We start from the raw sequence: 19,530 nt of genomic DNA, 5'->3' as shown, positions 1-19,530 counted from the left end.
GGTTATCGCTGAAGCTAATCCTGAGTAAAACGGTGGATCAATATTAGACCGTCGGTGGAGATGTAAGTGGATCACTTTTTAACCGTCGTTGACACAAAGGGGCTCGCGAAAGCAGATACCGCTTTGCGGTTTGCGATTCGCGAAAAGGAGTGGAAGGTGCCGCGATATATCGAGGAAGGTCTCGTGTGGCTATCCGAGCCGCCGCCACCACCAGAACAAGCCCCAGAAGTGAAAAACGCCCCGGTGGTCGCATGACAGGCCAAGTTAAAAATCCCGCTCTTGAGGCAGCGCAACAGGCTCAGACGAAAATCAACGAAGCCCTTGACGCAGGCCGCAGCTTTAGGCTCGAAGCCGGCGCAGGTGCAGGCAAGACCTATTCTCTGGTCACGGCGCTAAAACGGCTGATCGCGGAGCGCGGGCCTGCGCTTGTTCAATCCGGACAAAAAGTAGCCTGCATCACCTTCACTGAGGTGGCTCGGAATGAGATCGCGCAGGAAATTGAGGAACATCCCGCAATCCTGGTCGACACAATCCATGGGTTCTCCTGGACTTTTTTACGCCAGTTTCAGAAAGCTCTGAGAGACAGCCTGGCTGAGATGGAGGAGCGAAAGGAGAAGATCGAGCAAGGCGGCGGAGTCGATACAAAACCAGTGGTCTACGACTTCGGCTTTTTCGGGGTCGATGCAGACAAGATAACGCTTAGCCACGACGATATCCCAGAGCTGATGGCGAAGCTCCTATACCAAGAGAAATTCAGGCGCATCTTAAGTCAGCAGTTTCCAGTGATTTTCATTGATGAGTATCAGGACACGCATCGCCAGTTCATGGAGTCAATCACGGACAACTTTCTGAGGCCCGCAACCGGTCCTCTTGTGGGACTCTTTGGAGATCACTGGCAAACCATTTATCGAAGTGAGTATGAGCTGGCGCAGTATCCCATCGAAGAGATCGCCAAAGGCTCAAACTTCCGGTCTGTGCCAGCCATCGTAGACGTACTAAACAACCTGCGCCCTGAATTACAGCAGTCTGTTCATGACCCGGAAGCAAAGGGAGAAGCAAGATTCTTTCACACCAATTCCTACAGTGGCGATCGGACAAGTGACAGGCATTCGAAAGGGGATCTACCACCAGACTTGGCGCGAAAAAGCCGAGAAGCGTTGACGCAGCGCCTTCAGGCCGAAGGATGGGACATGAGCAAAACGAAGGTACTTATGCTCACTCACAACGTCTTGGCTGCGGAGCAAGGCTATCCAAATATCGCAGAGATCTTTAGCGGGCGCACCGACCTTTTCGCGAAAAAAGAAGATCCTACGATCAAGTTCTTCGCCGAAGTTGTCGAGCCGATGTGCGCGGCTTATGCCTCTTCGCGCTATGGAGAAATGTTCAAAATACTTGGTTCTGGTCCCGCGATTGTCAAACACGAGGACAAGGCGAATTGGCGTCGGGATATGGATGCTCTCCAGAAGCTACGGGCAGAGGGCACGATCGGCCAAGTTGTCGATTTTTTGCGATCAACTAAGCGACCATACCCCCCCGACCGCGTCCTGCGGCGTGAGGACGAGCTTAAAGCACTAGATAGCACCCCAATCCCCGAGGAGTCTTCCTCGCTGCAACGTTACAGTAAGCTTCGGGACGTTCCATATTGGGAAGTCATCGAGGTAGTCAAGTTCATTGAGAAGCAAACCTCCTTTGCAACACAGCACAGCGTCAAAGGCGCCGAGTTTGAAAACGTCCTGGTCGTATTGGGCGGCGGCTGGAATCACTATAACTGGCCGCAACTTCTTGAATTGATAAACACCAAGGCGTTAAATGCCAAGAACACTAAGGGCTTCTACCGCGCCCGCAATCTCTTTTACGTGTCCATATCTCGCCCGATGACCCGTCTCGCTGTGCTTGCAACCCAAACCCTTCCTGCCCCCGCGCTCCAAGCAGTCAACCATCTATTCGGGGCCGGTAACGTCGAAGAACTTAAAGTGATGACGTGAGGCAACTTTTGGGTTGGAAGAAAATTGCAGCTTGCGGCCGTCGCACTGAGGGTTTAATCCACCTCTCTCAGAAAGACCTGGCATAAGAATACGGAGCTTTTAAATGCTATATCCACGTTGGTGCGACACAACTATCCAAGAGCAAGACAACAAGCAGCTATGGCGCTTGTCCGAACGCGATGGAGGAAGGGCTGCTATCGAAGCTACCCTAACTACTCGGATCCGAGCTTACTACGACAATTTGGACGAAATAGCTGAAGACGTCCGTGAGTTGGGATATCCAGGCGCGGCTGCAATTTTGGCTGAGCGCATGCCGCGCTCCACCCGAGCACGTTCGGGAGAGCTTGGCGAGATACTAGCGACCGAGTTGGTCGAAGAATATCTTGAATTCGAGGTTCCGATCCGTCGTCTGCGATACAAGGATGGTCGAGAGATGGCGCTGCGCGGCGACGATTTCGTCGGTCTAAAGCTCGATGACCAACAAAATTTGCACTACTTAAAAGGTGAGTCGAAGAGTCGTGCAAACCTTGCCAACGCCACCATCTCTGAGGCGCGAAAAGCACTGTCCAGAGACGATGGCAGACCTACGGCAACATCCCTTCTCTTCGTCGCGGATCGACTCATGGAGGGCGAAGGCGAACGACGGCAGATGGGTAGACGGATTCGTAACGAAGTCGCCAGTCGAGCTGCGCCCCAAGGGCGAACCAGTCACATGCTGTTCACCTTGTCGGGCAACGCCACGCCTCAGGCACTGTACGATGATCTCGCAGCGGCGGACCTGGTTCGTCCCCATCTTTCTGCGAATTTGCGCATAGAAGACCATCAGGCCTTCATCTAGGCCTGCTACGAGAGGGCTTTGGCACTTGGAAACGACTGAAGAACTGACTGCATTCCTGCTCGACATCACACAAGACGGATATCGAGGTCGCCTGCAGGCCCGGGGTCAAGCAAGAGCTCTGATTCGCCATGAAGGAAACTTGCCACCAGACGCTCCAGCCTTCAGCGAAGGGATCGACTCCGATCTCGCGGACTATGGCTTCTCAGTACTACGTGCTTCCTTGGCGTTACGCGAGCTTGGAGGCGATGCAGTGACTTGGCGAAAAGGCTTCGTACAGGCAGGTGGGGCCTTTGAGGCATTGGTTCAGAACGGGTCACAGGCCGACGCATCTCGAGGGTTCTATCGAACAGTGGGGGCTGCTTCCTATCACTTGGCCAACTACTCTGCGCTGGCATTTTCGCTTCTGTCGCAATTACAGGCCGATCAGAATCGTTCGCCTGCCGAGGATGCGCTCGCGCTTCTAATCGTGCGTGATCTTCAAGGCCTGGTTCAACGTGCGAGGGAGTGGCTTAGCAGCCCAGCGAACCGAGATGAGGGAATCGCCAGAGCTGCGGCCGAGGGAGCGCTTGACCCCGACGATATCGTTTCGCGTGTGGCGACGTCGACAATGTTCAGAGCATTGGTGTTCTTTGAGTTTGCCCTGCAAACCGGCCAAGAGTCCCTCGTTGTAGAAGCTCGCAACCTGCTGAAACGGGCGATTTCGTTGACCGGAGCGGCCAGCGCGGTGTCACTCTGGTGGATTCTTCGAATCACTTTGAACCTGATAGATGATCTTTGGGCAAGCAGTCTGCACAAGGTTCTGCCCTCCGAAGGGCCACCTGGCTCGCAAGACTACGCACAACTTCGGAAGCTTTTTGTCTCTGAGTTGTACAGCAGGAGGTCATCTGAGGTCGAATTGTGGCCTTCTCAACTTCTGGCGGCACAGCGAGCCGTCGATGTCTCCGACGACCTAGTGGTCGCGCTCCCCACGAGCGCGGGCAAGACGCGGATTGCAGAGATCGCTGCGTTGATGGCCCTGGCGTGTGGTAAACGCGTTTTGATAGTCACGCCACTCAGGGCTCTGTCCGCTCAGACCGAGCGCTCCTTCCGCAAGACATTCACACCTCTTGGATTTTCCGTCTCGTCGCTTTATGGAAGCAGCGGTGTAGCAGGAAATGACGAGGATGCGCTGCGGGAACAGAACATCGTCATAGCCACCCCAGAAAAGTTGGATTTTGCTTTGCGGAACGACCCCGACATCATAAATGATGTCGGCTTGATCGTCCTAGACGAAGGACATCTGATTGGTCCAAGTGAACGCGAGATCCGCTATGAAAATCTGGTGCAACGGTTGCTGCGGCGCACTGACCATGGCGACCGACGGATCGTTTGTCTTTCGGCAATTCTGCCGGCAGGCGATCAGCTCAACGATCTGACTGCGTGGATTCGCAGTGATGCGCCTGGCGATCCGATCCAGTCCAGTTGGCGCCCTACGCGTCAGCGCTTTGGCACTCTGTCTTGGCTCGGAAATTCCGCGCGGCTGAGCTTCGACCTTGAGCCAGATGGCCCTTTCATTCGACATTTTGTGCCAGAGGTCCCACCCATTCGCCCTCGTCGAACGGCGTTTCCAAAGGACAACAAGGAGCTAACTCTCGCAGCGGCATGGAAGTTCTCTGAGCAAGGAAAAAGAGCTCTCGTATTTTGCACCCAACGAGATCATGTTGAAGGATTTGCCGAGACTGCCCTGGACCTGCAGCGACGAGGCTTTCTGCCATCCCTGCTTGCCAACGCCCAAGAGGTTGAACGTGCCATGGCCGTAGGTAGGGAGTGGCTAGGCGCCAAACATCCTGCAGTACGCTGTCTGGCCATCGGCGTTGCGATTCATCATGGTCGTCTTCCCGGCCCCTTCCTGCGGGAAGTGGAGACACTACTTGCCGCAGGCGTTCTATGCGTTACCGTGGCATCACCCACCTTGGCGCAGGGACTGAACCTCAATGCAGCGGTGCTCCTGATCCCAAATCTGTATAGGGCGGGCACTCTGATCACGGGTGAGGAGTTTGCCAACGTTGCGGGCCGCGCCGGGCGCGCATTCGTGGATCTCGAAGGACTCGTGATCCACGTAATGCATCAGCCAGAAAATTGGCGCCACCAGCGATGGAGAGAGTTGGTCATGTCGGCCAAGGCTCGGTCACTCTCAAGCGGCATCATTGTCGTGGTCAACGAGGTCATACGGCGCCTCGCGACGTCGGGTGTTTTTGCGCGTGGGGATGCCATGGACTACCTGTCTAGCACGCAAGATGCTTGGTTCCCGGACGCTGTAGATGGTGAGCTGGAGTCAGACTCAATGGAGAGCCTCATCGAGCGGTTGGATACAACCGTCCTTGGACTCGTCGAAGCGCTTGACGCGCAAAGTGCGGATCTACCAAGGCTGCTCGATGAAGCCCTTGCGGGTTCACTTTGGGCAAGGCAAATCGCTCACTTTGACGGCGTCGAAAAGCAGAAGCAAGTGTGGATTCTCCTCAGTAGAGCACAGCTCATTTGGAACAAAACAACGGTCGAGCAACGCAAAGGTCAGTTCGCGATGGGAGTGGGCCTGGAATCGGGCCTTGCCATCGACGCGTTGGCTGTCGAGCTGACTGAGCTTCTTGACCGTGGCGATGCAGCCGCCCTCGCCAGTGACGCAGATGCCCTGATCGCTGCTCTCATTGGAATGGGAGAGCGGCTTCTTGCGATCCGTCCCTTCGTTCCAGATGACCCACTGCCGGCGAACTGGAGAGACTTACTGGGAACTTGGGTGCGAGGGCAAGACGTAGCGGCCATCGGCCAAGAGGGAATGCGCTTCGTGGACGACGCATTTATCTATCGCCTGGTCTGGGCGATTGAAGCCATCCGGATGAATCGGCGCATCAATGGAGGCGAATCAGAACTCCCCGTCGAAGGAGCTGCTGCCGCCTGCCTGGAAGCTGGACTACCGTCCAACGCCATGGCCATGCTTGTTCGGGCCGGACTGCCCTCGCGGGTGGCCGCCAAGACAGCCGTGGAGCAGCTCGCGCCCGGCTTCACGAATCGCGCGGAAATGAAAACCTGGTTACGATCGGAAGAAGTGGCAGGCTTCGACCATGTTCATGGATGGCCCACGCTTGAGACTCATGCAATCTGGCAGCAGTTTCGGCACGACGTTGTGTCAAGCGTAGATGGCAGGTGGGCGTCGCAGGAGTGGACGATGCAATGGGCAACAGACTCAGCAATGCCTCTGCGTATTGAAGTTGATCCGCAAGATGGACAAGTGTCGATCGTGACGCCAGATTTTTCACAGCTCACAACAATCAGACAGAGGCTTCAGGCGGAACTACCGAGCCTGCTTGAAGTCGAATCTCTACAGAGCGGAACGAGTGTCACCATCCGCCGTATTGGAAAAGGCGAGGCGCGTTGGGTGGATAAGGACTGATAGCTTTTTGTGGAGATGGTACATCAAATCAGCCACTGCTCCGAAAACGACACGGAGCCTGCTCAGGCCACGATGACCTGATCCAGCATGTGCACCTCAACTAGCCCCAGCGCTTCCTTGAGCCGCTGTGTCAGCATCTTGTCCACCTGCGACGGCTCAGGATTCCCGCTCGGATGGTTGTGCAAGAGGATGACCGCCGCCGCATTGAGCCGTAGGGCTTCCTTGACCACTTCACGCGGATACACCGATGCACTGTCGATGGTGCCGTGGAACATCTCCCGGTACTCGCTCAGCCGGTGGCGCGTATCCAGAAACAGCACCGCAAAGACTTCATGCTCAAAGCCTGCCAGCTTGTTGCTCAGGTATTCCTTGACCAGCGCGGTGGAACTAAACCGGGTGTACTTACACTCTGACTAACAAAAGATTTGTATGATCAAGATAGATTGCATCTACAGCATAGGTGGTCAGTTTGGGGGTCTTGACAGGAAGGGATTTGCGATTTAGCTTAATTATTAGCCAATTAATGGCAAAGGCGATCCCAGTCAGAGGAGCCATATTTAAAAAGCCCGCTTAAGGAAACTTAAGCGGGCTTTTTGCTTTCGTACATCCTTACGAATCCTTATACGGCATGAATTCAAAAGGTTAGGTTAAAGCGCATCCCGGATCGTTGAGACTTTACCCTCCGTAGCGGCAAACACGGGGGGAGTCAAATCCGACGGCCCGCCTGGTATATCAAGCACCGAGGCTTCGCTTTACCGGGTTGAGGCGAAACCGGGTAACCTCTCTTCACCAGGCAAAGCCGCACCCGTGCACAGCGGTACGGTTTTGTTATTGGGTCCGTCAGGGCAGAAAGGTATGACGGATGCCGATACCAGGCATCCATATCATTGCCATGAAAAATATCCGCCGACCTCCTGACATCAGAACACAGCCAGGGGGAAGAACAAGCATCAGGCCAGGAGTTCCTCCGCAGCTTCTGTTGCAGCAGGTGCGGAACGCGCTAGCAGCTCAACTGTCTAGTGGACCAGTAAATCATTGAGGAAACGCCGCGCGCGCGGATGCTGCGGCGCGGTGAAGAATTTATCCGGCTCGGCTTTTTCCAGTATTTGTCCCTGATCCATAAACCAGATCGTATCGGCGACGTCACGGGCAAAATTCATTTCATGGGTGACGCACATCATGGTCATGCCTTCCTGCGCCAGCCCGCGCATCACGCTCAGCACCTCGCCGACCATCTCCGGATCGAGTGCGGAAGTTGGTTCATCAAACAACATGACCGGCGGCTTCATCGCCAGCGCCCGGGCAATAGCTACCCGCTGCTGCTGGCCGCCGGAAAGCTGCGCCGGGTAAACGTCGGCCTTGTGCGACAGCCCTACCCGCTCCAGCAGCTCCCCGGCATGGCGCCGGGCTTCAGAGCGCTTCTCGCCGAGCACTTTCACCGGCGACATCATAATATTCTCCAGCACCGAAACGTGCGGAAACAGGTTGAAACTCTGGAAAACGAAGCCGATTCGCGTGCGCAGCTGGTTCAGCCGGGTGCTTGAGCCATGAATATCGACGCCGTCAAACAGGATCTGCCCCTGTTCAATGGGCTCAAGACGGTTGACCGTCCGGATGAGCGTCGATTTTCCCGATCCGGAAGGACCACACACCACCACCACTTCACCGCTTTTAATTTCGGCGCTTACGTCGGTCAGGGCCTGATATTCCCCGTACCATTTATTCACCTGATTGAACAGAATCATCGGTCGCATGGTTGCTCCTTATTGAGTTTGTGATGATGACGGGTCGAGAACCAGCGGCGTGACCGGCTTTCCCGTGGCGGACTGCGCGCCTTGCCTCCTGCTGGCGATACGCAGCTCCAGGCGACTGGCCAGCCACGTCAGGCTAAAGTTAATGATGTAATAGCTCAGCGCCACGATGGCAAAGACCTGGAACGGTTTCGTCAGCAGCTGGTTACTGACCTGGTTAGCCGCATAGGTCAGCTCCGGTACGTTAATCACGTAGCCAAGGGTGCTATCTTTGATAATCGACACCAGCTGGCTTATCAGACTCGGCAGCGTGTTGTACAACGCCTGCGGCAGAATCACCAGGCGCAGCGCCCGGATGTGCCCCATTCCCAGCGCGCGGGAGGCTTCATATTGCCCCGAGGGCAGCGCCTGGATCCCGCCGCGCACGATTTCAGCGATATAGGTGCTCTCGTAGATGATCAGCGTACACAGCATGGTGCTGAAGCCGCTGATGTTGTGGCCAATCAGCAGCGGCACGCAGAAATAGGTCCAGAACACCACCATCATCAGCGGGATACCGCGCAGCAGATAGATCCAGCAGGTTACCGGCCAGCTCAGCCAGCGCCACGGCGAGAGGCGAGCGAGGCATAACAGCACGCCGACCGGAAAAGCGAACAGTACCGCCAGCAGCGACACCAGCAAGGTACACAGCACGCCGCCCAGCGGACCATCGGGATACTGCCCCATCAGCAACAGCAGGCCGTTATCGTGCAGAATCGTGAAAAAATCAAACATACAGATTACCTCGCATACGCGCGCTGAAAGCGACGGGCCAGCAGCGCCCCCATCCCCATCAGCAGCAAAGAGAAGGCCAGGTAGCCTACCGTCGCCACCGTATACGCTTCGAAGGTGCGGAAGGTCTGGTTTTCAATATCGCGCGTAACGTAAGTCAGTTCGGCGACGCCAATGACCATGGCAAGGCTGGTATTTTTAAACAGCAGCACGGTGTGGTTAATCACCGACGGCAGCGCGTTGCGGATCCCTTGCGGCAGAATCACCAGCCGCATGGCGCGCAAATACCCCATTCCCAGCGCCCGCGCCGCCTCATTCTGCCCCTCGGGGATGGCGCGCAGGCCGCTGCGGATATCTTCAGAGAAGTAGGCCGCCTGGCACAGTCCCAGCGCGACCAGCGAGAACAAAAACTCCGCATTCATCTCGTTAACCCACATCTGCAGCGACTCGGGCAGCAGCGTCGGAATCGCGAAATACCACATCATCAGCTGAATAAGCGTCGGTACGTTGCGGTGGTAGGATACATACGCCGCCACCAACAGCTGCGCGAAGCGCTTGTTGCTCAGGCGGATCATCACCAGCACCAGCGCAATAAACATGGCTAGCAGCCATGCACCCAACGCCAGTTCCAGAGTGACGACGGTGCCATCAATAATCATCTGGCCGTAGTGGCCAGTCATCACGTTACTGAAGTCGAGTGCCATATATCCTCCTCGTTTGCCGTCATTCAGGACTCACGGTCGCCGGGACGCATTGTGGATAGCCCGCCGGGTACCTGCAGCGTCGGGGTGATCTCAATATTGCCGATGTTGACCGCCACCGGCGCGGCGAGCGCGAAGGCCACGCAGTCGGCGATATCTTTTGCTTCCGGCAGCTCGAAACCCTCGATAAAGCGACGGCGCGCCTCTTCGTGATCGCCGGAAACGTTACCGAAAATCTCCGTCGCCACCCGCCCCGGGCAAATTTCGGTAATTCGCACCCGCTTGCCGTAGCAATCGACGCGCAGCTGACGCGACAGCGCGTGTACCCCCGCTTTGGTGGCGTGATAGATGGAATTGCCGTTGAAGTTATAAATCGCGGCGATGGAGGTGATATTAATGACGTGGCCGCAGTCGCGCGCCACCATTCCCGGAACCAGCAGCCGGCACAGGTGCAGCACGGCGCGCAGGTTGACATCCACCTGGGTGTTGATCCAGTCGGCTTCGGCATCGAGAATCGATCCCGGATGAGAGACGCCGGCGTTGTTCACCAGAATATCGACCTGCAGATCGCGGCACAGTTCGGTCAGCGCCGACAGATCGCCAACGTCGACGGCGTGGGGAATGCAGCCGGTTCTGTCCGCCAGCGCGGCCAGCTGTTCGTGCCGACGCGCTACCGCGTGGACCACAATCCCTTCCTGACAAAGGCGTTCGACAATCGCTTCACCCATTCCGGCGGAAGCGCCGGTCACCAGGGCCACTTTATAATCTGAAAATGGCATATGTGCCTCTCCTGTTGCGGCAGACCGATCTGCCTTTGACGTTGTTTTTCTGACTGTATGCAGTTATGTCCAACGGGGATAAGACATAAATAGTTTGGCCCGATAAGGGGTCCTTATAACTTCGCGGAAGCGGCATCCGCGGGCAGCAGCAGCGCGATCTCGCTGCCGTACTCCAGCCGGCTCCCCGCCGTCGCGGCAAGGTTTTTGAGCGTCCCGGCCACCGGGCTGCGCACCGGCAAATAGAGCGGCCCGACCTGCACCAGCGCGAGGATATCGTCCGGCTCAACGCGCTGCCCCTCGCTGACGAACGCCTCCCCGTGGCTGGGGTGGCTCAGCAGCAGACGTCCCGGCATCGGGGAACACACCGGCAGCAGGCGGGGTTCGGCCGGCGGCGGCGACAGAGGCGGCGGTTCGGCCATCGTTTTGCCACCGGGGTAGCGCAGACGAACCGACCAGTCCGCGCCGCGCCACTCAAGCTCCCGTAGTCCGGCGTTATGCATCTTCTGCGCCAGCTGGCGCAGGTCCTCAAAAGCTATCAGTTCTTTTTCCATCATGATTCCATCGCGCAAGGGTCAGATCACGGCAGCGCCGCGCGCCAGAGTAGTGACTCTAGCGCGGGTATCGGGCGGGTTGATAAGAGGGTTTCGCTTTGAGGCAATAAGGGGGACTTATTATCCCACCAGGGTTAGCGGCCGGTTGTCCTCGGTCCGCTGCGCCATCAGGGAGAGTAAAATCCCCTTCACCGCCTCCGCGGGCTGCGAAAGCGGCAGATGGTCGGACATACAGAACGAGAGCGAGGTGAGCACATTGGGTTCGACAATTCTCGCCATCCAGGCATTGGCGGGCTGGAGCATGGTGCGCGCCGCGGACTCCGGCATGATGGTGCCGCCGAGCTCCGCCGCCAGCGCGGCGTTAAGCGTGGTCTGCGATTCAATCTCGCACTTCACCCGGTAGCTCAGTCCGGCGAGGGTAAAGGCGTCGTCCGCGGCTTTACGCATAATGTTATAAATGCGCGGCAGGAACAGATCGTAGCGGGCGACCTCCGCCAGGGCGATTTCGCGCCGCGGCTCCCCCAGCGCGTGCGGGCAGACGAAAAAGAGCTCCTCTTTCATCAGCGGCAGAAAACGCAAACCGTGAATATCGCGGTCGCCATAAATCACCGCCATATCCATTCGCCCGCTCATGATTAATTCGCTGAGGGTCGTGCCAAAGTTTTCATTGAAATAGAGCACGATCCCAGGATGCTGGCGCTGCACTTCGGTCAGCAGCGGGATCGCCAGTTGCTGGGCGGCGGTGCCGGGCGCCAGGCCGACGGAAACCTGGCCGCTCAGGGCCCGGCCCGCGCCGTCGATGGCGCTCTGCGCCTGCGCGCACTGGCGTAGAATCGCCTGAGCGTGGGTATAGAGAATTTTCCCGGCATCGGTCGGCGTAACCCCGCGTTTGGTGCGAATCAAGAGCTGCTGATCGACCTCGCCTTCCAGCGTCGCCAGCTGCTGGCTGAGCGCCGGCTGGGCGATATGCAGAATGTCAGCGGCCTGCGTCAGGCTCCCGACGTCGACAATTTTGATGAAATATTTCAGGCGGCGAAGATTCATAATAGCTGTCCTACATCAATACGCATCTCTGATGACAAGCAAAATCGATGCCAGAACCTGAAAGCCCCGCAGGCCGCCGATCGCGCCACCATTTCGGGCAATCCGCCCTTCAGCGCTCCCGCGTTTGCACCGTAGGGGTGCAGCGGCGCATACGCGCGGCCCCGTTCATCGGCCGGTCGTCAGGGGGCGATTCCCGTCAGTCATCGCATTGCGTTATGTCCCCACAACAAAGCGCTATTAGCTCGCCGCCTTTGCCCCCCTCTATGCTGGTTGACGTCTATTGACCCCCGCTCGCCGCTCGCGGCGGATCGTTCTGCGCCGCGTGCGGGTTTGCTGACCTTATAACCAGGAACCGCAGCCTCATGCCTGATATCGCCGATCGTCTCAAAAATGTTACCGTCTCCGCCTCCGTCGCCATGACGCAAAAAGCGCGCGATCTCGCCGCGCAGGGAATCGACGTCGTCGGTCTCTCTACCGGCGAACCGGACTTCCCCACTCCGCCTCACGTGATCGATGCCGCCTATGCCGCGGCGTGCGCCGGGGATACCCGCTACCCGCCGACGGACGGCACGCCCGCGCTGCGCGCCGCCATTCAGCGCAAGTTCCTGCGCGATAATGAACTGCGCTATGACATCAGCCAGATCCTGACCGCCGGCGGCGCCCGACAGATTATCTTCAACGCCATGATGGCGACCATTAACTCCGGTGATGAAGTGATCATCCCCATGCCGTCGTGGATTAGCTACGCCGACATCGTTAAATTCGCCGGCGGAACGCCGGTTGCGGTGCCCTGTCATGAAGAGCACGGCTTTAAACCGCTGCCGCAGGACGTCGAAGCGGCGATCACGCCGAAGACCAAATGGCTGCTGCTGAACTATCCCAGCAACCCGACCGGCTCCGTCGCCACGCATGCCGAACTCCTGGCGCTGGGCGAAATGCTGCTGCGTCATCCGCAGATCTGGATCATGACCGACGACATTTATGAGCATCTCCTGTACGACGGCGTGAAATTCTGGACTCTGGCGCAGGTGGAGCCCCGGCTGTACGATCGCGTATTGACGGTGAACGGCGTCTCGAAAGCCTATTCAATGACCGGCTGGCGGCTGGGTTTTTGCGGCGGCCCACTGCCGCTGATTAAGGCGATGAGCAACGTCAATACGCAAAACAGCGGCGGCGTGGCGACCCTGGCGCAGGCGGGTTCCGTCGCCGCGCTTGATGGCCCGCAGGATCTGCTGGCGGAACGCGCGGAAATCTATCGCCAGCGCCGCGATTACGTGCTTGAGCGCCTTGCCGGTATTCCCGGCCTGCGCTGCCATAAGCCGCAGGGGGCCTTCTATCTGTTCGTCAACATCGCGGAATTTATCGGTAAAACCAGCGCTGGCGGGCGTTTTATCGCCAGCGACGCCGATTTTGTGATGGCGCTTATCGAAGAGCAACACGTGGTGACGGTACAGGGGGCGGCCTACGGCATGAGCCCCTATTTCCGCCTGTCTTACGCCACCAGTATGGAACGCCTGCAAACCGGCTGCGATCGTCTTGCGGCCTTCTGCGCGGGCTGTCGTTAAGCTGCGGCGCGCAGATTGCGCGCGTTGAGCAGAGTGAAATGCCTGCCTGGCGTCTGACCGGCAGGCATTTTTTTATCCCGCCTGTGGGACGACGGGCTCAATTCATACCTGACGAGAGGGAAAATCGGTTTTGGCAGGATGGGGCTCCAGCAGTCCCACGGCGAAGGGAGAGCAGACGGTGGTCAGGGGCGCGGTTTGCGCCCCTCGCTACGGGGGAAATGCTTTACTGCGCCAGCACCTCCGTCGCCGGCGCAACCGTCGCGCCGCAGGCTTCAATCTCGCTGCGAACCAGCGTCGCCAGCGCCAGCGAACCCGGGGTATCGCTATGAACCAGGATCGAACGCGCACGTACCGGCAGCGTATTGCCGCTAAAGGTGGTCACCGTACCGTGCTGCAGAAATTGACGTACTCTGGCGCGCACCGCCGTCTCCTCTTTGATCAGCGAACCGGGAGTGCCGCGCGGGACCAGTTGCCCGCGATCGTCGTAGGCCCGGTCCGCGAGAAACAGCGTCAGCGTCGGCAGCCCCGCGTCCTGCGCCGCCCGTTCAATGATAGTGTCCGGCTGGCAGAAGATAATCAGTTGCGGATCGATCCGGGCGACGGTCTGCATCACCTGCAGCGCCAGGGCGTCGTCACGGTTAATCATATTGCCCATCGCCGCGTGAAAGCTCAGGTGGGCGACGCGGGTGCCCTCGGCGCGGGCAATGGCGGAGAGCGCGCCAAGCTGATAAACCACCTGCTGGCAAATCTCATCCGCGGAGAACGACATCTCTTTGCGCCCGAAGCCCTGGCGGTCCGGCAGGCCCGGATGGGCTCCAATACCCACGCCGCGCGCCTTCGCCAGGCGCACCATTCGGGTCATGATCGCCGGATCCCCCGCGTGAAAACCGCAGGCGATGTTGGCGGAAGAGACCCTATCCATTAACGCCGAATCATCACATAGCTGATAGACGCCAAAACCTTCTCCCATATCGGAGTTCACATCAATTTTCATGCTGAGTTCCTTATAAACCGACAACCCCGGTCAGCGGCGCTACGCTGACGCGCAAACGCTGCAGCCAGCGTTCAATCGCCTGCCGCACCGCGATGGCGGTACGCGTATCGCCCTGTACCAGTTGAATTGATTGACCCGCCTGCAGCTGGCCCAGACGCCAGAGGTCCTCTTCAATCACGCAGGCAATTTTGGGATAACCTCCCGCGGTGTTGGCATCGCTCAGCTGGATAATCGGTTCGCCGGCCGGCGGAACCTGTACGATGCCCGGGATCAGACCGTAGGAGCGCATTTCAACCGTTTCGGCGGGCAGGATGGGATCCCCCGCCAGGCGATAGCCGGTCCGGTTGCTGTGCAGTGAAATTTTCCACGCCTGGCTCCAGAAGCGCGGCGCATCGGCGGCAAACAGCGAATATTCGCCGGCGGGGATGGCGCGGATCTGCGCATCGCCCTGCGCGTTGTGCGGGAAAAAAGCGCTTAAGGCCACTTCCGGCGGCTCAATGCCGATCCCCGAGGCCGGCAGCGGCGCGCCCTGCCACCGGCCGCACGCCAGCACGTCGCCGCGCTGCAGCGGCCGGCCCTCGAGTCCGCCGAAGCCGCCGCGCAGGGCGGTGCTGCGCGAGCCCAGCACCTGCGGGACATCAATGCCCCCGGCCACGCAGAGATAACCGCGCGCGCCGCGACGGGGAAAGCGCAGTTCCAGCAGCTGGCCTTTACGTACCGCGCAGCCCCACCAGGCCGGTAGCGCTGCGCCGTCGAGCCTTGCCCGGCAGTCGGCGCCGGTGAGCGCGATCCAGGTGTCCGCCAGGAAACGCACGCGGAAGGGAAACATTTGCACTTCGATGGCCGCCGCGTTTTCCTCATTCCCCAGCAGGGTGTTGCCGGCGCGCAGCGCCAGCGGGTCCATCACGCCGCTCACCGAGACGCCAAGGTGGCGCCACGCCGGGCGGCCTAAATCCTGGATCGTATTTAGCGCGGCGCTTTGTTCAATCTCAATCACAGTTCGACTCTCTCAGGCAGAAAACGGATGATATCGCCTGGCGCCATCAGCGCAGGAATGGCGGCATGGGGATTGAATACCTCAATCTCCGCGTAGCCGATAGCGTTCCAGCCGTTCGGCCCGGTCAGCACCGAGACGCCCGCCTGCGGCCCGCCGATGGTGACCGTCCCCTTAAGCATATTCAGCGAAGGCACCTTTTTACGCGGCGTCGCCAGGCGCGGATCCAGGCCGTGCAAATAGCCGAACCCCGGCGCGCTGCCAAGCGCGACCACGGTATAGATCCCCTGCGAATGACGACGAATGACTTCCCGGGCGGAAAACCCGGTATGACGACATACCGCCTCCAGATCGGTGGCATGTTCCCCGCCGTAGCACACCGGGATGTCAATCTGCCGCCCTTCGACGTTGAGCGCCTGCGCCGCCAGCCAGCACTCGCGCAGACGGCGCTCCACCCCGGTCGGCTCCTCTGGCGTATCGCGCAGCAGCACCAGTAAATTGGTCACGCCGGGGATCAGGGACTCCACCTCCGGCCACTGCCGCAGGGTCTGCGCTAAAGACCAGATGCGCCGCTGCGCCGGAAGGTCGAAGGCGCCGGGCGCTTCGATAAGCCAGGCCCGGCTCCCCATCATGGAGATCCGCGCCGGGGCGCCAGCGTGGAGCTCAATGCGGCGCTCGGGTAACACGGTTTTCGATGTCGGCGTCATACTTATTCCAGCGGTTCAAACGTGAGGCTGGATAACGGTTGTACCCGTTCTTCGCGGACCATTTTGTATTCGGTGTTCGGCCCAATCCAGGTATTCCAGATCTTGTCGATCGTCCCGTCGTCATCCATCGCCTTCAGGCTTTCATTGACGCTGCTCAGCAGCTGCGGTTCGCCCTGCTTCATCCCCACGCCGATAGGTTCAAGCGCCATCGGCTCCTTAATCATCGCCAGATTGATGCCGTCCTTTTTCGCCTGACCGATCATCTTGATACCGGTCATCGTGTTGGTGACGAAGCCCAGCGCTTTATTCTGCTCAAGGGCAAGGAAGGCCGAAGCGGCGTCCTGGAAGGTGACCGGTTTGCCGCCCTTCAGCACGATGGATTGTTCAGAGGTGGTCCCCTTGGTGGCGCTGATGCGCTTGCCTTTGAAATCGGCGAGGGTTTTATCGGCGTTCGCCTCTTTTACCAGCAGCATCTCTTTCGCGACATAGTAAGGGTCGCTGAACTGAATCTGGCGGCCGCGCGTTTTGGTATAGGCAAGGTTGGCGATCAGCACGTCGGCTCGCCCGGTAGCGATGACGGCGATACGCGCTTCCACGGAAGTGGGAACCAGCTGCGCCTTGACCCCCATCTGTTTCGCCAGCGCGTGGCAGAGTTCAACGTCCATCCCGACCAGCTGGCGGGTTTTCGGATCCGGGGCCGAAAACGGCGGCACATCGGAATAGACCGCGCACTTCAGCTCGCCGCGTGCATGAATATCCGCCAGCATGTCGGCGCGCGCGGCGCCGGACGCCGCTACCAGCGTCAGAGCCAGCGCTAAACCCGCATTTCGCTTCAGTTTCATTATTGTTTCCCCTCGGTCTGGATAAAAGAGTACCGACGTCCGCGAAGAGGTTCCCCGTTTCGCCGGTATGGCTAACCACTTATCGCGACTATATCGACATTGCTTGCGCGACGGGTAAGAGGGAAACGCTGTCGGGAGATAGGTGATTTATATGACGGCGCCGGCGCCCAGAGATAAGCAAACATTATCCTGACAGAACGAAATTATCTTATCTGCCGACCCTTCGCGCCCTCTACTGTAACGCCATGCGCGACATCCACCCCGCGTCCCACCGCGACCGTTAACCAAAGGTAGTCACATGAATGCCCGACTTGGGATTTATCTAAAAATACTCTCCGCGCTGTGCGCGACGTTAATGCTGGCCTGCGTCAAAGGATTACAGGGGGCGATTCCCACCGGCGAAGTGATTTTCTTCCGCTCCTTTATCGCCATGTTCCCCCTGCTCATCTGGTTAAAAATTCAGGGCAACGTGCTGGCCAGTATTAAGACCAAAAATATTTTCGGCCATCTGATTCGCGGCTTTTCCGGTACCGGCGGGATGTACTTCAACTATCTGGCGCTGGTGTCGATCTCCCTCGCCGACGCCACCGCCCTGAGCTACGCCGCCCCGCTCTTCACCGTCATCATGGCGGCCTTACTGCTGAAAGAGCGGGTGCGTTTTTCCCGCTGGCTGGGGGTTATTGTCGGTTTTTCCGGCATCCTGTTTATGCTCTCCGCCAGCTTAACCGCCAGCGGCTCTCTGTTCGCCGGCGGTCAGCTGCAATCCGGGATGGCTCTCGGCGTCGCGTTCGCCCTGCTGGCCGCGCTCTGCACCGCCACCTCCAACATTCAGATCCGTTTTCTCAACGGCATTGAAAAACCCGGCGCCATCGTCTTTTACTTCTCGCTGATGACCACCCTGATTGGCCTCGCAACCAGCCTGTTCGGCTGGGCGCGGCCAACGCCGGGTCAGCTTCTGTTGCTGGTGGGCTGCGGTTTCTTCGGCGGCATGGCGCAGATTCTGGTCACGCTAAGCCTGCGTTTTACCGACGCCTCGCTGCTGGCGCCGTTTGACTACACCACGCTGGTCTGGTCGATGGTGATTGGCTACCTGTTCTTAAACAGCCTGCCCGCTTCGTCAACGCTGATCGGCGCCGGGATCGTGGCGCTGGCGGGGATCTTCACCCTGTGGTGCGACCAGCGGCAGCGGCGGGCGCATATCGCGCGCGCCTCTTCCTGAGTTTGCTGATACCCATGGCCCCGCGCGGGCAGCGCAGGGCTTGCCGCTCCCCGCGCCTCAGGAATACAGCCCGCGGTCTTTACTCGCCAGCAGGATCCGTTCGCAGGCCAGGACCCAGGCGGCGGTCCGTAGGGGAATAGCCAGAGCCTGCGCTTTCAGCCAGACGCTTTCGATGGCGTGGCGCATAATGGTATCCAGCCGCGCATCGATCTCCTCTTCGCTCCAGAAGTGGCTGGAGAAATCCTGCACCCACTCGAAATAGCTGACCGTCACCCCGCCGGCGTTGGCAATCACGTCGGGAACCAGCACGATCCCGCGCTCAGCCAGCACATCGTCGGCCTCCGGCAGCGTCGGGCCGTTGGCCCCCTCCAGAATGAGGCGACAGCGCAGATCGGCGGCGCGCTCCGCGCTAATCTGCCCCTCCAGCGCTGCCGGAATCAGTATTTCGTAGCCGAGGCTCCAGAAAGCCTCGTCCGCCACGCTATCGGCGCCGGGGAAACCGGCTATTGTGCCATGAGCCTGCTGCCACGCCTGCAGCGCCGGAATATCGAGGCCGTTGTGCTGATACAGCGTCGCGCGATGATCCTGGACGGCCACCACCCGCGCGCCGGCGGCATGAAACAGCCCGACGCTGACGCTACCCACGTTGCCAAACCCCTGCACGGCGACCCGACTTTGCGCCACGGAGAGCCCCAGCTTTTCCGCGATGTGGCAGCCGGTAATAAATACTCCGCGCCCGGTGGCCTGCACCCGCCCCAGCGAGCCGCCGAGGTGGAGCGGTTTCCCCGTCACCACGCCGGTCGCGGCGGTTCCGGCATGACGCGACCAGGTATCCATCATCCAGGCCATGACCTGGCCGTTGGTGCCGACGTCCGGCGCCGGAATATCCTGCCGGGGGCCGATCACCCGGCTGATTTCACAAGTGTAGCGGCGGGTCAAACGCTCCAGCTCTCTGTCGGATAGCGTCGTCGGGTCGACGCGTACGCCGCCTTTCGCCCCGCCGAACGGCAGATTGAGCGCCGCGCATTTCACGGTCATCCACGCCGCCAGCGCCATCACCTCCTGCAGGCTGACGTCGGGGTGATAGCGCACGCCCCCCTTGCCGGGTCCGCGAGAGAGATTATGCTGAACGCGATAGCCTTCAAAATGGCAAATCGTCCCGTCATCCATTTCCAGCGGAACATCGACAATCAGCGCCCTTTCCGGGTGACGCAGGGTATCGGCCCAGCGATTGAGATCGCCGGGCAGCGGCAGGACGCGTTCCACCTGGGCGAGATAGATAGCCCAGGCGCAATGGCTCTCACCCGTCACATAAGAGAGTGCAGACACAACTTACCTCCGGTTTTCCAGTAGTGATATTGA

The 19,530-nt window shown here is 59.2% G+C and carries 16 protein-coding genes and 1 pseudogene; 5 read left to right on the top strand and 12 right to left on the bottom strand.

All coding sequences use genetic code 11. The features are described from left to right. Positions 1-185 precede the first annotated feature (185 nt). From ACI2JR_RS18830 to ACI2JR_RS18820, 3 genes are all read left to right on the top strand, one after another. Positions 186-1,985, top strand: a complete 1,800-nt coding sequence (locus ACI2JR_RS18830; protein WP_462479198.1) for a UvrD-helicase domain-containing protein — start codon at positions 186-188, stop codon at positions 1,983-1,985. 103 nt (positions 1,986-2,088) lie between these two features. Next, positions 2,089-2,823: a Hachiman antiphage defense system protein HamA gene (locus ACI2JR_RS18825; protein ID WP_462479197.1), complete on the top strand. Its 735-nt coding sequence runs from the start codon at positions 2,089-2,091 to the stop codon at positions 2,821-2,823. A gap of 25 nt (positions 2,824-2,848) precedes the next feature. Next, positions 2,849-6,250: a DEAD/DEAH box helicase gene (locus tag ACI2JR_RS18820; RefSeq protein ID WP_462479196.1), complete on the top strand. Its 3,402-nt coding sequence runs from the start codon at positions 2,849-2,851 to the stop codon at positions 6,248-6,250. 62 nt (positions 6,251-6,312) lie between these two features. On the opposite strand, the pseudogene ACI2JR_RS18815 reads toward ACI2JR_RS18820, so the two are convergent. The 7 genes and pseudogenes from ACI2JR_RS18815 to nac all read right to left on the bottom strand — a co-directional run. Further along, positions 6,313-6,642, bottom strand: a pseudogene (locus tag ACI2JR_RS18815) (JAB domain-containing protein); the annotation flags it as partial. Positions 6,643-7,266: 624 nt separating this feature from the next. Further along, positions 7,267-8,004 (bottom strand): amino acid ABC transporter ATP-binding protein, encoded by a 738-nt coding sequence (locus tag ACI2JR_RS18810; protein ID WP_132725072.1) that lies wholly within the window; start codon positions 8,002-8,004, stop codon positions 7,267-7,269. 9 nt (positions 8,005-8,013) lie between these two features. After that, positions 8,014-8,775 carry an amino acid ABC transporter permease gene (locus tag ACI2JR_RS18805; protein ID WP_132725074.1) on the bottom strand — a complete coding sequence of 254 codons (762 nt, stop codon included), beginning with the start codon at positions 8,773-8,775 and terminating at the stop codon, positions 8,014-8,016. A 5-nt stretch (positions 8,776-8,780) separates the two neighbouring features. Then, the gene (locus tag ACI2JR_RS18800) at positions 8,781-9,476 is read right to left on the bottom strand and encodes an amino acid ABC transporter permease (protein WP_132725076.1); all 696 of its coding nucleotides are present in this window, start codon (positions 9,474-9,476) and stop codon (positions 8,781-8,783) included. Between the two features lie 23 nt (positions 9,477-9,499). Further along, entirely contained in the window at positions 9,500-10,252 is a 753-nt protein-coding gene (locus tag ACI2JR_RS18795; protein WP_032686847.1) for an SDR family oxidoreductase, read from the bottom strand. A 113-nt stretch (positions 10,253-10,365) separates the two neighbouring features. Then, complete coding sequence (locus ACI2JR_RS18790; protein WP_462479195.1) at positions 10,366-10,806, bottom strand: acetyl-CoA carboxylase biotin carboxyl carrier protein; 441 nt, start codon at positions 10,804-10,806, stop codon at positions 10,366-10,368. 117 nt (positions 10,807-10,923) lie between these two features. After that, positions 10,924-11,847 carry a nitrogen assimilation transcriptional regulator NAC gene (nac, locus tag ACI2JR_RS18785; RefSeq protein WP_132725078.1) on the bottom strand — a complete coding sequence of 308 codons (924 nt, stop codon included), beginning with the start codon at positions 11,845-11,847 and terminating at the stop codon, positions 10,924-10,926. Positions 11,848-12,209: 362 nt separating this feature from the next. On the opposite strand from nac, the gene ACI2JR_RS18780 reads away from it, so the two are divergent. Beyond that, positions 12,210-13,412, top strand: coding sequence for a pyridoxal phosphate-dependent aminotransferase (locus tag ACI2JR_RS18780; RefSeq protein ID WP_462479194.1), 1,203 nt, complete (start codon positions 12,210-12,212; stop codon positions 13,410-13,412). A 223-nt stretch (positions 13,413-13,635) separates the two neighbouring features. Here ACI2JR_RS18780 and ACI2JR_RS18775 read toward each other — a convergent pair whose 3' ends face one another. The 4 genes from ACI2JR_RS18775 to ACI2JR_RS18760 are packed head-to-tail and all read right to left on the bottom strand — an operon-like array spanning position 13,636 to position 16,949. After that, complete coding sequence (locus ACI2JR_RS18775) at positions 13,636-14,406, bottom strand: 5-oxoprolinase subunit PxpA (RefSeq protein ID WP_132725082.1); 771 nt, start codon at positions 14,404-14,406, stop codon at positions 13,636-13,638. Between the two features lie 10 nt (positions 14,407-14,416). After that, positions 14,417-15,403: a 5-oxoprolinase subunit C family protein gene (locus ACI2JR_RS18770; protein ID WP_132725084.1), complete on the bottom strand. Its 987-nt coding sequence runs from the start codon at positions 15,401-15,403 to the stop codon at positions 14,417-14,419. Further along, positions 15,400-16,107, bottom strand: coding sequence for a 5-oxoprolinase subunit PxpB (pxpB, locus tag ACI2JR_RS18765; protein ID WP_132725086.1), 708 nt, complete (start codon positions 16,105-16,107; stop codon positions 15,400-15,402). Before pxpB ends, ACI2JR_RS18770 begins: the two co-directional genes overlap by 4 nt. Before the next feature lie 2 nt (positions 16,108-16,109). Continuing rightward, positions 16,110-16,949 carry an ABC transporter substrate-binding protein gene (locus ACI2JR_RS18760; RefSeq protein ID WP_132725088.1) on the bottom strand — a complete coding sequence of 280 codons (840 nt, stop codon included), beginning with the start codon at positions 16,947-16,949 and terminating at the stop codon, positions 16,110-16,112. Between the two features lie 298 nt (positions 16,950-17,247). On the opposite strand from ACI2JR_RS18760, the gene ACI2JR_RS18755 reads away from it, so the two are divergent. Then, positions 17,248-18,168, top strand: a complete 921-nt coding sequence (locus ACI2JR_RS18755) for a DMT family transporter (protein WP_132725090.1) — start codon at positions 17,248-17,250, stop codon at positions 18,166-18,168. 57 nt (positions 18,169-18,225) lie between these two features. On the opposite strand, the gene ACI2JR_RS18750 is transcribed toward ACI2JR_RS18755, so the two are convergent. Further along, a complete protein-coding gene (locus ACI2JR_RS18750) occupies positions 18,226-19,497 on the bottom strand; it encodes a Glu/Leu/Phe/Val dehydrogenase (protein WP_462479193.1) in 1,272 nt (423 codons plus the stop codon). Positions 19,498-19,530 lie beyond the last annotated feature (33 nt).

The organism is Klebsiella sp. NPDC088457 (genome assembly GCF_044900465.1).
In the GTDB taxonomy this organism is placed as follows: domain Bacteria; phylum Pseudomonadota; class Gammaproteobacteria; order Enterobacterales; family Enterobacteriaceae; genus Klebsiella.
The sequence above is the reverse complement of the archived record's forward strand: the minus strand, read 5'-3'. Positions and strand labels throughout refer to the sequence as shown.

Coding starts and splice junctions, on each gene's coding strand:
- ACI2JR_RS18795 (WP_032686847.1), bottom strand. CDS start 10,252: ATGCCATTTTCAGATTATAAAGTGGCCCTGGTGACCGGCGCTTCCGCC.
- ACI2JR_RS18805 (WP_132725074.1), bottom strand. CDS start 8,775: ATGTTTGATTTTTTCACGATTCTGCACGATAACGGCCTGCTGTTGCTG.
- ACI2JR_RS18790 (WP_462479195.1), bottom strand. CDS start 10,806: ATGATGGAAAAAGAACTGATAGCTTTTGAGGACCTGCGCCAGCTGGCG.
- nac (WP_132725078.1), bottom strand. CDS start 11,847: ATGAATCTTCGCCGCCTGAAATATTTCATCAAAATTGTCGACGTCGGG.
- ACI2JR_RS18800 (WP_132725076.1), bottom strand. CDS start 9,476: ATGGCACTCGACTTCAGTAACGTGATGACTGGCCACTACGGCCAGATG.
- ACI2JR_RS18825 (WP_462479197.1), top strand. CDS start 2,089: ATGCTATATCCACGTTGGTGCGACACAACTATCCAAGAGCAAGACAAC.
- ACI2JR_RS18775 (WP_132725082.1), bottom strand. CDS start 14,406: ATGAAAATTGATGTGAACTCCGATATGGGAGAAGGTTTTGGCGTCTAT.
- ACI2JR_RS18810 (WP_132725072.1), bottom strand. CDS start 8,004: ATGCGACCGATGATTCTGTTCAATCAGGTGAATAAATGGTACGGGGAA.
- ACI2JR_RS18780 (WP_462479194.1), top strand. CDS start 12,210: ATGCCTGATATCGCCGATCGTCTCAAAAATGTTACCGTCTCCGCCTCC.
- pxpB (WP_132725086.1), bottom strand. CDS start 16,107: ATGACGCCGACATCGAAAACCGTGTTACCCGAGCGCCGCATTGAGCTC.
- ACI2JR_RS18760 (WP_132725088.1), bottom strand. CDS start 16,949: ATGAAACTGAAGCGAAATGCGGGTTTAGCGCTGGCTCTGACGCTGGTA.
- ACI2JR_RS18755 (WP_132725090.1), top strand. CDS start 17,248: ATGAATGCCCGACTTGGGATTTATCTAAAAATACTCTCCGCGCTGTGC.